10 protein-coding genes are annotated in these 13,259 nt (G+C 67.8%); 7 read left to right on the forward strand and 3 right to left on the reverse strand.

What is annotated here, in order from left to right:
- Positions 1 to 20 precede the first annotated feature (20 nt).
- From EV646_RS08265 to EV646_RS08275, 3 genes are all read left to right on the forward strand, one after another.
- Positions 21 to 911 (forward strand): hypothetical protein, encoded by an 891-nt coding sequence (locus EV646_RS08265; protein WP_199236870.1) that lies wholly within the window; start codon positions 21 to 23, stop codon positions 909 to 911.
- A gap of 73 nt (positions 912 to 984) precedes the next feature.
- Positions 985 to 1,359 carry a hypothetical protein gene (locus EV646_RS08270; RefSeq protein ID WP_132145661.1) on the forward strand — a complete coding sequence of 125 codons (375 nt, stop codon included), beginning with the start codon at positions 985 to 987 and terminating at the stop codon, positions 1,357 to 1,359.
- Between the two features lie 96 nt (positions 1,360 to 1,455).
- On the forward strand, positions 1,456 to 2,196 hold the full coding sequence (locus EV646_RS08275) for an SGNH/GDSL hydrolase family protein (RefSeq protein WP_241995569.1): 741 nt from the start codon (positions 1,456 to 1,458) through the stop codon (positions 2,194 to 2,196).
- Here EV646_RS08275 and EV646_RS08280 read toward each other — a convergent pair.
- Positions 2,193 to 4,817 carry a TIM barrel protein gene (locus tag EV646_RS08280; protein WP_132145663.1) on the reverse strand — a complete coding sequence of 875 codons (2,625 nt, stop codon included), beginning with the start codon at positions 4,815 to 4,817 and terminating at the stop codon, positions 2,193 to 2,195. The two genes, EV646_RS08275 and EV646_RS08280, sit on opposite strands and share 4 nt — an antisense overlap.
- Before the next feature lie 67 nt (positions 4,818 to 4,884).
- Positions 4,885 to 5,790, reverse strand: coding sequence for a ThuA domain-containing protein (locus EV646_RS08285; RefSeq protein WP_132145665.1), 906 nt, complete (start codon positions 5,788 to 5,790; stop codon positions 4,885 to 4,887).
- A 156-nt stretch (positions 5,791 to 5,946) separates the two neighbouring features.
- On the opposite strand from EV646_RS08285, the gene EV646_RS08290 reads away from it, so the two are divergent.
- On the forward strand, positions 5,947 to 7,983 hold the full coding sequence (locus EV646_RS08290; RefSeq protein ID WP_132145667.1) for an outer membrane protein assembly factor BamB family protein: 2,037 nt from the start codon (positions 5,947 to 5,949) through the stop codon (positions 7,981 to 7,983).
- On the opposite strand, the gene EV646_RS08295 is transcribed toward EV646_RS08290, so the two are convergent.
- On the reverse strand, positions 7,980 to 8,741 hold the full coding sequence (locus EV646_RS08295) for an IclR family transcriptional regulator (protein WP_132145669.1): 762 nt from the start codon (positions 8,739 to 8,741) through the stop codon (positions 7,980 to 7,982). The genes EV646_RS08290 and EV646_RS08295 overlap by 4 nt on opposite strands.
- A 125-nt stretch (positions 8,742 to 8,866) precedes the next feature.
- On the opposite strand from EV646_RS08295, the gene EV646_RS08300 reads away from it, so the two are divergent.
- The 3 genes from EV646_RS08300 to EV646_RS08310 all read left to right on the forward strand — a co-directional run bounded on the left by EV646_RS08300 (position 8,867) and on the right by EV646_RS08310 (position 13,258).
- Complete coding sequence (locus EV646_RS08300; RefSeq protein WP_132145671.1) at positions 8,867 to 10,306, forward strand: aldehyde dehydrogenase family protein; 1,440 nt, start codon at positions 8,867 to 8,869, stop codon at positions 10,304 to 10,306.
- On the forward strand, positions 10,303 to 11,985 hold the full coding sequence (locus EV646_RS08305; protein ID WP_199236871.1) for a thiamine pyrophosphate-binding protein: 1,683 nt from the start codon (positions 10,303 to 10,305) through the stop codon (positions 11,983 to 11,985). The genes EV646_RS08300 and EV646_RS08305 overlap by 4 nt, the downstream gene beginning before the upstream one ends.
- A 139-nt stretch (positions 11,986 to 12,124) precedes the next feature.
- The gene (locus EV646_RS08310) at positions 12,125 to 13,258 is read left to right on the forward strand and encodes an ABC transporter substrate-binding protein (RefSeq protein ID WP_132145675.1); all 1,134 of its coding nucleotides are present in this window, start codon (positions 12,125 to 12,127) and stop codon (positions 13,256 to 13,258) included.
- The last annotated feature ends 1 nt before the right edge of the window (position 13,259 follow it).

A 13,259-nucleotide genomic window follows, 5' to 3' on the forward strand; every position in this document is an offset into this window, starting at 1 on the left:
AGTGGGGGAGGCTGGGTCGGATGGCGGAGAAACCTGAAGGACGGACGCGACGGCTGGCCGCGATCGTTGGCGCGGCCGCGGCGGTCTTCGTTGTGTCGGCTTTGCTGGTCGGCCTCGGGGTCCTGTTCCTCGGCGGTGGACCTGCTTCCGCGCCTGGGCAAGGCGCGCTGCCTCTCCCGGGCGCCAGTACTACGCCGACCCGGGCAAGCACCCCGCCCACGACACCGCCCCGGACAAGCAGCACACCCTCGACGTCGCCCACGCCAACCCGGGCGCCGACGACCACCCGCTCATCCACCCCGGTGACGACCAAGCCCTTCGCTTATCAGCCGCTGTGGCCGTTCGCGTCGGTGACGGCGGCCGAGGAGTGGCAGCGGAAGTACCGAGACGGCGGACAGCAGCCCTGGCACTTGGACGCAGACCAGACCGCCCTCTCGTTCACGACCGGATTCCTCGGCTTCACCGAGCTCGATACCGTCGTTTCCCGCTCGATCAAGGGCGACGACGCGCGGATCTCCGTGGGATCCGGGTCCAGGGTCGCGGCCGTGCTGCACCTGGTCCGGATCGGCCAGGGCACGGACGCGCCCTGGGAGGTCGTCGGCACCAGCGACACGACGCTCACCGTCGAACGTCCCCGGTACGGCGCGAGCGCGACCTCACCGATCACCGTCGGCGGCCGCATCACCGGCGTCGACGAATCCATCCGGATCGACGTTCGGCAACCGTCATCCGAAAGTCCGCTCGGATCCTTCTGCTGCATCCAGGCTGGTGGCGAGCGGCAGCCATGGTCGGCGCAGGTCAGTTTCCGCGGCGCCACCGACCCGGCCTTGACGGTCGTCGCATCGACCGGCGGTCACGTCCAGTCCGTCGAGCGCTTCGCCGTCACCGCGATCCGGGCCGGCAACAGCTGATTCGCTCTGGCGACAGCTGATTCGTGATCTTTGCTTGCCCGAGTTGCGATCGTTGCGGATCTAGCCTGGGTACATGGGTGATGTGGGCCTGCAAGCACTCTTGGACAGTTCGCCGGCGCCGCGGGCACGGATGTCCATCGCCGCCGAGACGGCGCTCGTGTCCGGGCTCGGAGCGATGCTCACGGCAACGTTCTCGATCCTGTTCGGCGTGTCTCTCGCCCTCGGGACGCTGGCCGTCCTGAGCTCCTTCGTCGGCCTGGTCTCGACCCACCGGCCGGACGTGGCCGGCAGCGCGCTCAACGTCTTCGGCCTCATCCTCGGCCTGCTCGCCCTCGCCGTCGTCGGCGTCCGCTATCTCGGCCTCGACACCGCCGTCGGCGACCCGCACATCCCCTGGCTCGCCGACCAGCTGCACTACTGGAACGCCAAACTTCCGCAACCACGGTAGGGGTACATCCGAGAAGCCGGCACCGGCGTTACACATTCTGCAGGTTGCTGCAGAAACCCTTGCCCTGGAAAGAAAATCCCCGCACAGTTACCGCCCGTGAAGGGAATCCGATCCGCCCGTCCCAACCGGCGGCAAATACTCGTGGCCGGCGCCGTCGCCGCAGCGGCCACCACAGTTGGGGGAACACAGCAGGCCTTCGCCAGTGGCTACGGCTCCGGCGATCTGGGCGACTGGCAGTCGCAGGGAAAGGCGATCGCCAGCGACGCCACGATCAGGTCCGTGCGGGACAGCGACGGCGTCTTCATGTTCGGCGACAGCATCGGCGTACAGGACGGCTACTCGTTGGCGGTCCGGCTGGGCGACCGCACCGGTGACTTGCTCGCGGTGAACAACTGGTCCGGCCGGCCGACCGAGCCGGCGGTCGACGCACTCCAGTCATGGGCCACGAACTTCGGCATGCCGCGCCGGATCCTGATGGCCACCGGGACGAACGACATCTTCACTCCGCCGGACTTCGGCCCGCAGGTCGACCGGGTGATGCAGATCGCCGGGCCCACCCGCACGGTCATCTGGGTCAACGTTCAGGTCTCCCGCTGGAGTCAGACCACGGCAACGCAGCTCGCCGACCAGCGCAACGGCGCCTGGATCAACCTGATGCTGGCTGATCGGCAGAAGACCTACCCGAACCTGAAGATCGTTCACTGGGCCGAGTTCCTGGCCGCGATGCCGTCACGCCTGACCATGTACCTACGCGACGGCGTACACACCTCGGTCCCCGACGGCCAGAACGCTCGCAACGAACTCATCGTCCAGGCCCTGGCCGCGGCGAAGGTCTAGGCAGCTCGTTTGAAAGCGGCGTCAAGGTGGCGACGCGCGGCGGTGATCGCCAGCCGCGCGTGCTCCTTGGCGCCGATCGAGGCGACCCGGGTGGCGTGCGGAATCTCCAACGCGTAAGGGATTCCGGGCGGCAGCGCGGCCAGGATGCCGTGCAGGTCGATGCCACCCTCGCCAGGGAACAGGCGCTCGTACCGAGCGGTGTGGATGAGTCCGGCCACGGTGTCCGGCACCTCGCCGGGCGCGTCGCAGACGTGAGCGAAGCGGAACCATTCCGCCGGCAGCTCCCGCAGCTCGGCCACGCTCGACGCGGATCGGGCGAAGTGCAGCAGGTCGACGAGGATGCCCGCGTTCGGCTGGGCGGCACCACGCAGTACGCGCGTCGCTTCGGCAAGGTCGGGCGTCTCGGTCCAGGACGGGAACTCCAGATCGACTGTCAGGCCAAGCGGGGCTGCCATCGCGCACAACTCGGCGAACCGGTCGGTCTTCCGCGTGAATTCGCCATCGGGCAGCTGGGTGATGACGTGCCGCGCCCCCAGCTCGGCACCGGCCTCGAGGAAGCGCAGGTAGTCACGCGGGTTGCCATCCGGTCCGATCCGAGCCAGCTCGACATCCAGTACGTCGACTCCCGTCGCGGCCAGGCGGCTCTTCGTCGTACGCATCAAAGCGGGGTCGGTGGCCAGCGGGTAGTGCGGCTCTTCCGGGGTGACTCGGGTCATGCGGAGGCCGACGTACCGGTAGCCGGCTTCGGCGGCGGCTTCGACCAGTTCCGGTGGCGACAGGCTGAGCGCGGTCAGGTGGGCGAGTGAGTACTCGCGCTCAGGTGCGTGCTCTCGCCGGCTGCGGCGGTGGGCGGCCATGCAGATCGCGGCGCTGCTCGAGGCGCCGTACCCGGCGTACTCGCCGATGCGCTGGACGACTTCGAAGAAGATCCGGCCGCCGATGATCTCGGTGGAGAAGTGCAGGTATTCGCCGTGGGCGTCGCGGTCGTACAGGATCGAGTGCTCGCGCATCGAAGCCAGCAGCTCGGCCGGCAGCGCGAGTCGCGCGTCGAGGTCGTCGTAGTAGTTCTCGGGGATCTTCAGCAGCGGCGCGCCCAGCTCGCGCATCGCCGCCGCCGCAGCCACCGCATCGCCGGTGACGAAGGCGACGTGCTGCGGGCTCTCGACCGATGGTGACCAGTCGCCTCGGCGGAGCGGCGCTGTGTTCAGGTTGATCCGGACGCGATGGTTCGGGTCGGTGGCAGTACGCCGGTGGATCAAGCCGAACGGCGCGGGCAGCTCCGCGATCTGGTCCGACTCCATCCCGAGCACCGAGCGATAGAACAGTACGGCGTGGTCGAAGTCGTCCACGGATTCGGTCAGCGAGACGTGGTCGGTTCCAGTCAGCAGTCCAGCGGCCGGGGCGTCACCAGTCGGGAGGAAGTCGTCGAGCCAGTCCGTCCGGCAGAAGAAGACCGCGGTGCCGTCGGGAGCAGCTACTGAGGTCAGGTCTGCCTCATCGGGCCGGAAGCTGCGGGGCAGGACCGGAGCCAGCAGCCGTTCCGCACGCCGGGCAGAGACCTGCGGATCCGCGCTGTCCACGGCCAGCGCGCAGATCGAGGCAGTCGCCGGATGAACGGCCCGCTCGGGCGCGAAGTTCAGCAGTACTCGCGCACTCCCCTGCTGCCACAACTCCACCGGCTTCGACCGGTGCTGCCCGGTGTGAGCGAAACCCAACGCAGCCAGGGTTTGCGCCACTGCCAGGCCCGACGCCTCGTCGACAGCGAGCTCGGTGAAAGCGTGTCCGGCCAGTGGCGGCGCAGCCGGCGCGGCTTCCTCCAGCGTGAGCAGCGACCGCATCGCGTCCACCGCCGCATGCCGCGGATCTCCCTGCCGGTAGACGTCGTTGAACACCTCCAGCGAAAGCGGCCCGGAGTAGCCGGTCGACAGGACCTGGTCGAGGAAGCCGGCGACGTCGAACACACCCTGCCCGGGGAACAGCCGATGATGCCGGCTCCACTCGACCGCCTCCATGCTCAACCGCGGCGCATCGGCCAACTGGACATGGAAGATCGCCGACCCCGGTACGTCGGGCAGCTCCTCACCACGAGCGAACAGATGGAAGCTGTCGAGGCACAGTCCAAGCGCCGGATGACCCGCCTCCCGAACGATCCGCCACGCATGCTCGGCCGTGTTCACAAACCGTCCCCACGCCATCGCCTCATAAGCGATCCGCAGCCCACGCCGCGCCGCACGCTCAGCCAGCGTCGTCAGCTGCTCAGCCGCGAGTACGTCGTCATCGACAGCGGCCGACTCCGACGAGCAGACCAGCAGCGTGGTGCAGCCGAGTTGCTCCATCAGGTCGAACTTCCGCTCGGCCCGGCGCAGATTCGCCTCGAACGGCTCGGCCGGCACCGCCTCGAAGTCCCGGAACGGCTGGTACAGGTCGATCGACAGCCCGAGGGCCGCGCACTCGTCCCGCACCCGCCGCGGCGACCACGGCGACATGATCAGGTCGTCCTCGAAGACCTCGACACCGGTGAAGCCCGCCGCCGCGGCGGCCGCGAGCTTGTCCTCCAGCGTGCCGGACAGACAGGCCGTGGCAATCACGGGGCGGAGGGTCTGGCGTTCGGCGGTGAGCATCGCACCTCACTAATGAACGAACTGGTTAATTAGTTATACGCTCACCAGCGGGTCCTTGCCAACCGGATCAGCGGCAGAACGGTGCCATTCCCAGCGCGGACCTGATCCCGCCGAGCAGGTGCTGGGTGAAGAACTGGTCGCCTTCCAGCGGTTCGTCCGTCCATGCCTTCACGTCATGGCCGAGTGTCGTCACCCACGCCTTGCCGCCGTCGTAGTACTGACACCAACTGACCGGGTGATGCTTGCCATGACCGGGATGCCCGAGGCTCCCCCGCACACCCCGCGGGAGGGTGGTCTCGTCGACCTCCAGGAGCACCCGGACGCGGGTCGGAAAGGGTACGAGGTTGTACCACTCGTCGCTGAAGTTCCACCGCTGCTGCAATCCGCGGGTGGAGACGTCGCGAGTGTTCACGGTCTCGACGACACCGGGCTGATGGGCGCTGTGGTCGTAGAAGTTCGCGTTCCCCAACAGCCCTTCGTACCAGGGCCAGTTGTACTCGGTGCCGAAGGCGTTGTGTACGCCGATGAACGCGCCGCCGGCCCGGATGTACTGGCGCAGCGCGGTCTGCGCGGGATCGTCGAGCGTGTCGCGCGTGGTGCTGAGGAACATCACCGCGTTGTACGACAGCAGCCGCCCGGCCGACGCGAGCTGCGTGACGTCTTCGGTGTAGTCGACCGCGAAGCCGTTCTCCTGGCCCAGCTCGACGACTGCCTTCACCGCGACGTTGTTGTCGTTCAAGGGCGGGTTGAGGCCAGGGCCGAGCGGTGTTCCCAGGTGTGCGTGCCGCGGTCCCGCCGTACGGGAATAGACCAGGAGGCGGTAGCCGTCGGCCGGATCGAAGTTGCCCCAGTCGTGGTAGCAGCGGGCGTCGGTGCCGCGGCAGACGCCGTAATCGGGGTCGCCGAGATTCTCCGCAACCAGCGGCGGCGACAGGACCAGGCCGACGAGAAGGGTGACGAGAGCGATGCGCATGCTGACTCCCTGATTTCGGTGCGGTCCGTACAGTGGACCGGCAGAACCGAATAGCGGTTCGAAGCTAACCGTTGACCCGAGCTCCGGCAAGACCTAGGGTGCGTCCATCCATCGGTTCCGTCAGTCCGCCTAGCGGACCATTGGAGAGGGTCGCTCATGCTCCGTCGCAGGGAACTCCTCAAGGTCGCCGTCGCCGCACCAGTCCTCGCTCAAGCCACCACTGCAGTCGCCTCAGCCGGAGTCGCGCCCGATCTGCCCGGGCGCGACTTCCCCAAGGTCGGCGGCAACCTCGGCAATCAGAACTACAGCACGCTGCGCGCCATCAATCGCGACACCATCCAGCGGTTGAAGGGCGCGTGGGTCAACAACATCGAGGGCGGCGCGATGGCCGGCAACAGCCAGAGCACCGCCGTCGCCGTGAACGGCGTGCTCTACATCGAGTCCGCACTCGGCAACGTCACCGCGGTCGACGGCCGTACCGGCGAAACGAAGTGGAAGTACCTCCAGACCCGCGGACCGCTCACCCGGCGCGGCGTCGCCGTCGGCGCGGGCAAAGTCTTCACGTGCGCCAACGGCAACTGGCTGATCGCCTTGGACCAGCAGACCGGCCAAGTCGTCTGGGAACGCCAGCACAAGGACTACGGCAACCTCGAGAAGGTCGCGATCGTCTACCACGACGGCCGGCTGCACTGCGGCACGAACGACGGCCCACGCGGCGCGGCCCTCTGCTTCGACGCCGAGACCGGCGATCACCTCTGGCACTTCTGGGGTACGGCGGCGCCCGGTGAACTCGGCGGCGAGACCTGGGAAGGACAGTCCGCACTCACCGGCGGCGCCACCCCCTGGATGCACTGCGCCCTCGATCCGCAACTCGGCTTGGTCTATTGGACTTTCGGCAACGCGAGAGGCAGCCAGTCCTCCCAGGACGGCTCGCAGCGCGGCGGTCAGAATCTGTTCGCCAACTCGATCGTGGCCCTGGACCTGAAGACCGGCGCGTACCGCTGGCACTTCCAGTCGATCCACCACGACATCTGGGACATGGACAACGTGATGGCGCCGGTCCTGGTCGACACCCCGAACCGCAAGCTGGTCGTCTACGGCAGCAAGACCGGCATGTACTACATCCTCGACCGCACCAACGGCTCCGCACCGCTGGGTATCGACGAGCGGCCCGTCCCCCAGGAGCCACGCCAGAAGACCTGGCCGACCCAGCCCTTCCCCCGGCAGGGCGGGTGGACGGAGCAGGTCCCGGTCCGCCAGCCGATGGGTACGGCGATCCCGGGCAACCCGAATCGAGCCGTGCCGAACTTCAAGGTCGGCAAGTTGTACACGCCGCACTGGGACGAGCCCATCCTCACCATCCCTGGACACGGCGGCGGTGCCGACTGGAATCACCAGTCCTACAGTCACCAGACGGGCCTGGTTTACACCGGCTTCGGCTACGTCGCGGCGGCCCACTCACTCACCGAAGCCTCCAACGGCCTGCGCCCACCCGGCGAGTACATGACCGGCGGCATCGTTGCCGTGGACCCCCGGACCAACAAGGTCGCCTGGAAGAAGCGGATGCCGTATTCGCTTGCTCACGGCAACGGCATCCTCACCACCGCGGCCGGCCTGCTCTTCATCGGCCAGCCCGACGGCAACCTGCTCTGCCTCGACGCGCGGGACGGCCGCGAACTCTGGCGCTGGCAGACCGGCGCCGCGGTGAGCAGCAGCCCGATCGCCTACGAGATCGACGGCGAGCAGTACATCGCTGTCTACGCAGGCGGAACCAGCATCCCCTACGGCAACTCCGCGCCCCGCGGCGACCATCTGTGGGCCTTCAAGCTGGACGGCGTACAACCGCCGGCCGCGACACCGTCGGCGCCGGTGATCAGGCGGCCCGTCTCCGGTAGCCCGGTCGAAGGCAGCACGGTGAACAACACCGTCGTACTCGGGCGCATCGCCGGCCAAGCACAGGAGTCCGACGCGGTGAACGCCGTCAGCCCGACACACCTGCGGGTGCCGGCCGGCACCACGGTGACCTTCGTCAACCCGGCCGGCAACACGAAGGTCCATCGAGCCACACAGTTCTTCGAGGGACTCTTCGACGTCGCACTGAAGCCCGGCGAGTCGTTCACCTACACCTTCACCAAGCCCGGCGAGTTCTTCTTCAACGACGGCCGCCCGGCGGGAAAGGTCGAGGTGTATTAGCGCAACGGGTGGTCGAAACCGCGGTCCGTCATCCGCTTCGCCGCTTCGCGGAGATCGGCGACGAAACCTTCGATCTTGTCGTCGGTGAAGCGGACCGTCGGACCGCTCAACGTCAGCGCCGCGAGAATCGCGCCAGACCCACTGGTGACCGGCATCGCCACCGCGGAAGTCCCCGGCTCCCGCTCACCATGGCTGACCGCGTAGCCGTCCTCCGCGGCCTGGACGACCCACTGCCGCAGCGTCTCCACATGTTCCTTTCCGTACGGCGAATTGGCCGCCACCCGCTTCAGCACAGTCTCCGGCACATCGCGCAGCAGGATCTTCGCCGACGCACCACCCCACAGCGGCAACTCGTCGCCGACCCGGACGACGTGCCGCAAGGACTGCGGGCTCTCCTGCTGCGCGATGCAGACCCGATGGATGCCCTTGGCAACATAGAGGTTGACCGTCTCCCGCTGCCGCGCGGCCAGCTCGCGCATCAGCTGCATGATCTCCGGCGGCAGCTCCCACGCCGACTTGGCCAGATGCGCCCAGCGCCACAACGCCGGGCCCGCCGTGTAGCCCTTGGACGTCGCCCACAACAGCCCCATCTGCTCCAGCGTCTGCAACAGCCGCAGGGCCGTCGTCTTCGCCAGGCCGGTCTCCTCGACCACTTCGCGAACGGTCAGCGTACGGCGACCTTCGGCGAGCAGCGACAAGATGTCGAAAGCCCGCTGAACACTGCGCACGCCGGTCTCGCCGGAATTCTCCGAAGGCACAGGCCGACAGTACTCGCGGTCCGCTCTGCGGATCAACCGAACCACGCGACGGACCCTTGCCAGTCGCGCTAATGAACCATACGGTTAGTTAATCGAGGACCGCCTCCCAGAGCGAGTGGAGCGCCATGGATGGAATCTACGCCGCCGGATGCCTGGTCGCGGGCAACTGGCTGACCGAAGGCCCGTCGACGGATCGCACCGGTCCCTACCTCAGACGCACCGTCAGCCGAGCCCGTACGGCGCAGCCCGCCGACATCACGGCAGCGCTCGACCATGCCCGAAGCGAGGCCAAGGTGATCGCCGCACTGGCACCCGCCACCCGGGCCGAGATCCTCGAGCGAGCCGCGGCCCGGGTCACCGAACGCCGTGACGACTTCGCCCGGCTCCTGGCCCTCGAACTCGGCAAACCGCTCAAGGACAGCCGCGGTGAGATGCTCCGCGTGGCCGACACCTTCGCCGTCGCCGCCGCGGAGGCTCGCGCGATCAGCGGCGAGAACCTCCCGGTCGCGGGCTGGGCTCGCGGAGTGGGCAACACCGCCTTCACCTATCGCGCGCCGGCCGGCCCGGTGCTGGCCATCACGCCGTTCAACGCGCCCGCCAACTTGCTCGCTCACAAACTCGCCGCGAGCTTTGCCGCCGGCAACACCACGATCGTCAAGCCTCCCCCGCAAGCGCCGGCCGTCTCGACCGAACTGGTCAAACTCCTGCTCGAGGTCGGCATGCCAGCAGAAGCAGTCCAAGTACTTCATGGAAGCGGCGACGTCGGCGCCGCCCTCTGCGGCGCACCGGAGATCGCCGTCGTCAGCTTCACCGGGAGCGCCAAAGCCGGCGCCGCGGTCGCCCACGCGGCCGGCCCCAAGCGAGCGCTGCTCGAACTCGGCGGCAACGCGGCCACCATCGTCTGCGAGGACGCCGATATCGAGCAGGCCGCAGCGATCTGCGCCCGTACCGGCTACAGCAACTCCGGTCAGAGCTGCATCTCCGTGCAACGCGTCTACGTCCAGCGCGAACGCTTCGACGAGTTCGTCGAGACCTTCACCGGGCAGGTGAAGAGCCTCGTCGTCGGCGACCCGCTCGACGAGAACACCGACGTCGGCTCGATGGTCGACGACGACGCGGCCGAACGGGTCGTGCGCTGGACCGCCGAGTCGGGCGGCACGGTCACCATCGGCGGCACCCGGGACGGCGCCGTCTGCGCGCCCACGGTCGTCGCCGCCCCGGCGCCCGACGCGACGCTGATCAAGGAGGAGGTCTTCGGCGCCTGCGTCGCGGTCCTCCCCTACGACACGTTCGAGAACGTGATCCAGACCTGCAACCAGAGCAGCTACGGCCTCCAGGCCGGCCTGTTCACGTACGACGTACGCCGCGTCCTCACCGCCTGGCGCGCACTGGAGGTCGGCGGGCTGGTCGTCAACGGCTCGTCCAACTTCCGGCTCGACCACGTTCCGTTCGGCGGGGTCAAGGACTCCGGCATCGGCCGCGAGTCGCCCCGCTGGATGATCGAGGACTTCACCGTCACCAAAACCCTGCTGCTACGGGGAATGTCGATTTGGGGAGAACAGTGAGCACAGCCGCCGAAGCACTGGTCGAGCAGCTCGAGGAGCTGGGAGTCGAAGTCGTCTTCGGCACCTGCGGGCACACCAATATCGCCGTACTCGATGCACTTGGGCGGAGCCCTGTCCGGTTCGTCATCGCCCGGCACGAACAGGCTGCGGCTCATGCGGCTGACGGGTACGCGCGGGCGTCGGGCAAGCCGGGTGTGGTCCTGGTGCACGTCGGGCCTGGGCTGACCAATGCGGTCACCGGGGTGATGACCGCGGCGCTGGATTCCGTTCCGCTGGTGGTGATCGCGGGCGACATCCCGTCGTACTATCGCGGACGCCATCCGCATCAGGAGATCAACCTGCACGCCGACGCCGACCAGGCGGCGATCGTCCGGCCGTTCACCAAGCGCGTGTGGGATGTGCAGCATCCGGATGAGCTCGGCCGGGCTGTCGAGCGGGCGTTCTGGACGGCTACCACCGGACGACCTGGTGCGGTCCTGGTGAACGTGCCGATGGATGTGTTCAGCAGGCCGGCGGCGCCGTACCCACGGGCGAGTCACGCGGACCGTCCGGACCTGCCCACCAACACGGCCGAGCGGATCGCGGCAGAGTTGGCGGCAGCAAAGCAGCCCTTGATCTACGTGGGCGGCGGGCTGCGCGAGTCCCGCGAAGAGCTGATCGGGCTGGCCGAACACTTCGACATCCCGATCGCGCATTCGCTGATGGCCAAGGGCACCATTCCCGACAGCCATCCGCTGGTGCTCGGCATGACCGGCTTCTGGGGACTCGAGCTGACCAACGATTACGCCCGTACGGCGGACGTCGTACTCGCGCTGGCGACCCGCTTCGCAGAGACCGACGCCAGCTCGTGGGATCCCCGCTATACCTGGGACTTCACCGACAGCAAGCTGATCCAGATCGACATCGACCCGGACGAACTCGGCCGCAGCTATCCGGTCACGATCGGCGCGGTCGCGGATGTCGGTCTCGCCGTCCGGGCGATCGGGGAAGCGGCCAAGTCACATCCGTCGGCCGAGCGACCCGAGTTGCGCGAGCAGATCAGGCAGACGCGTACGGCGTCCTTCGTGCGTGACTCGAGTGACGCGTTCCCGCTCCGGCCGCAGCGGATCCTGACCGATCTGCGTGCAGCCCTGCCGCCCGACGCCGTACTCGTCACCGACGTCGGCTGGAACAAGAACGGTGTTGCCCAGTGCTACGAACTGCCCGACACCGGCCGCTTCATCACCCCGGGCGGCGCTTCCACGATGGGCTTCGGACCAGCGGCGGCGGTCGGCGTCCAGCTCGCCCAACCTGATCGGACCGTCGTCGCGCTGATCGGCGACGGCGGCATGAGCGCTCAGCTGCCCGCCCTATCGATGGCGGTCGAGCAGGGCGCACCGGTGATCTTCGTCGTGATGAACAACCAGTCGCACGGCACGATCTCCGACCTGCAGACCTCCGCCTTCGGAAAGAGCTACGGCTGCGACTTCGCCGCCACCCCTGACTTCGCCCCGCTGGGCAGAGCGTGCGGTGCGGACGGGTACGACGTCTCTGCTCCGGACGACCTCAGCACCGCATTACATCAGGCTGTCGCCAACCGGCGCCCGGCCGTCATCGACGTACCGATGGTGAACGAACCGGTGCCCACTCCGGGCCACTGGAACATCAAAGACATCTACCAAGGCGACTTCGTCACCTGAAAGGGAACGGCGACTTCGTCGCCGGGAGCGTGATACGGCGAATTCTTCGTCTGATGGGGCGTTCGAGGTATTTCCTCGGGCGACTCGCGCCGCTATAACTAACGTACTAGTTCGTGAATTATTCGCCCAGAGGTGAACCGTGAGACTCACGATCGTCGCTGTCGTCCTGGCAGCTCTGACCGCCTGTGCCCCGCCCGGAGAGAACTCCGGATCCTCCGGCGAGGCCACCGGACCCATCAAGATCGCCAACGTGAACGCCCAGAGCGGCCAGCTCAGCTCGCTCGGCAAGTGGGAGAACAAGGGCGTCAAGCTGGCCGTCGACGAGGCCAACAAGGCCGGCGGAGTGAACGGCCGGCAGCTTCAGCTCGACCTGTTCGACGACCAGGGCGACCCGACGGTCGGCACCAACCTGGCCCGCAAGATCTCCTCCGACGGCTACGTCGCGATGCTCGGCACCGCCGAGAGCGCGGTGACGCTGGCGATGGCGCCGATCCTCAAGGACGCCAAGATCCCGAACATCACCTCGGGACAGTCGCCCAAGCTGGCCGAGCTGAAGAGCCCGTTCCTGTTCCTGAACGCCCCGACCAGCGTCACCTTCGACGAGACCCTGGCCAAGTACCTGGTCGACGAGAAGGGCTACCAGAAGATCGCGCTGATCAGCAACAACGGTGCCTACGGCAGCGGCGAGCACGACGCGTTCTCCAAGTCGCTCAAGGCCCGCAACGTCACGCCGGTCGCCGACGAGGTGGTCACGCCGGAGCAGAAGGACTTCAACTCCAACCTGGCCAAGATCCGGCAGCAGAACCCGGACGTGCTGTTCATCGGCGCCGAGGAGGTCCAGTCCGGGCTGATCGCCAAGCAGGCCCGCGAGCTCGGCCTGAAGGCGATCTTCGCCGGCGGCGCCCCAATGGGTACGGACGTCTACGCCACCACCGCCGGCCTGGCGAACGCGGAGGGCTCGGTCGTCAGCTCGCCGTACCTCAGCAACGAGGCCAGCCCGGCGATCAAGGAGTTCGCCGCGAAGTACAAGGCCGCGTACGGCGAAGATGCCCGGCTGCACGTGGCCAAGGCGTACGACGGAGCCTCGATCCTGATCGAGGCGCTGAAGAAGACCGGCGGAAAGGGCGGCCAGGAACTCGCCGACGCGATCCGCGGTGTCAAGCGCGACGGCTTGCTCGGCCAGTACAACTACGACGAGTTCGGCGTCGGCATCCACGAGACCAAGATCGGCCTGATCAAGCAGGGCCAGGCCGTCCCGGCGACCGCGAGCTGAC

It is taken from the genome of Kribbella antiqua, assembly GCF_004345665.1.
Lineage (GTDB): Bacteria > Actinomycetota > Actinomycetes > Propionibacteriales > Kribbellaceae > Kribbella > Kribbella antiqua.

What these genes read in the sequence shown, in the direction of transcription:
- EV646_RS08280 (WP_132145663.1), bottom strand. Translation starts at nt 4,817, where the DNA reads ATGCTCACCGCCGAACGCCAGACCCTCCGCCCCGTGATTGCCACGGCC.
- EV646_RS08290 (WP_132145667.1), top strand. Translation starts at nt 5,947, where the DNA reads ATGCTCCGTCGCAGGGAACTCCTCAAGGTCGCCGTCGCCGCACCAGTC.
- EV646_RS08285 (WP_132145665.1), bottom strand. Translation starts at nt 5,790, where the DNA reads ATGCGCATCGCTCTCGTCACCCTTCTCGTCGGCCTGGTCCTGTCGCCG.
- EV646_RS08270 (WP_132145661.1), top strand. Translation starts at nt 985, where the DNA reads ATGGGTGATGTGGGCCTGCAAGCACTCTTGGACAGTTCGCCGGCGCCG.
- EV646_RS08300 (WP_132145671.1), top strand. Translation starts at nt 8,867, where the DNA reads ATGGATGGAATCTACGCCGCCGGATGCCTGGTCGCGGGCAACTGGCTG.
- EV646_RS08265 (WP_199236870.1), top strand. Translation starts at nt 21, where the DNA reads ATGGCGGAGAAACCTGAAGGACGGACGCGACGGCTGGCCGCGATCGTT.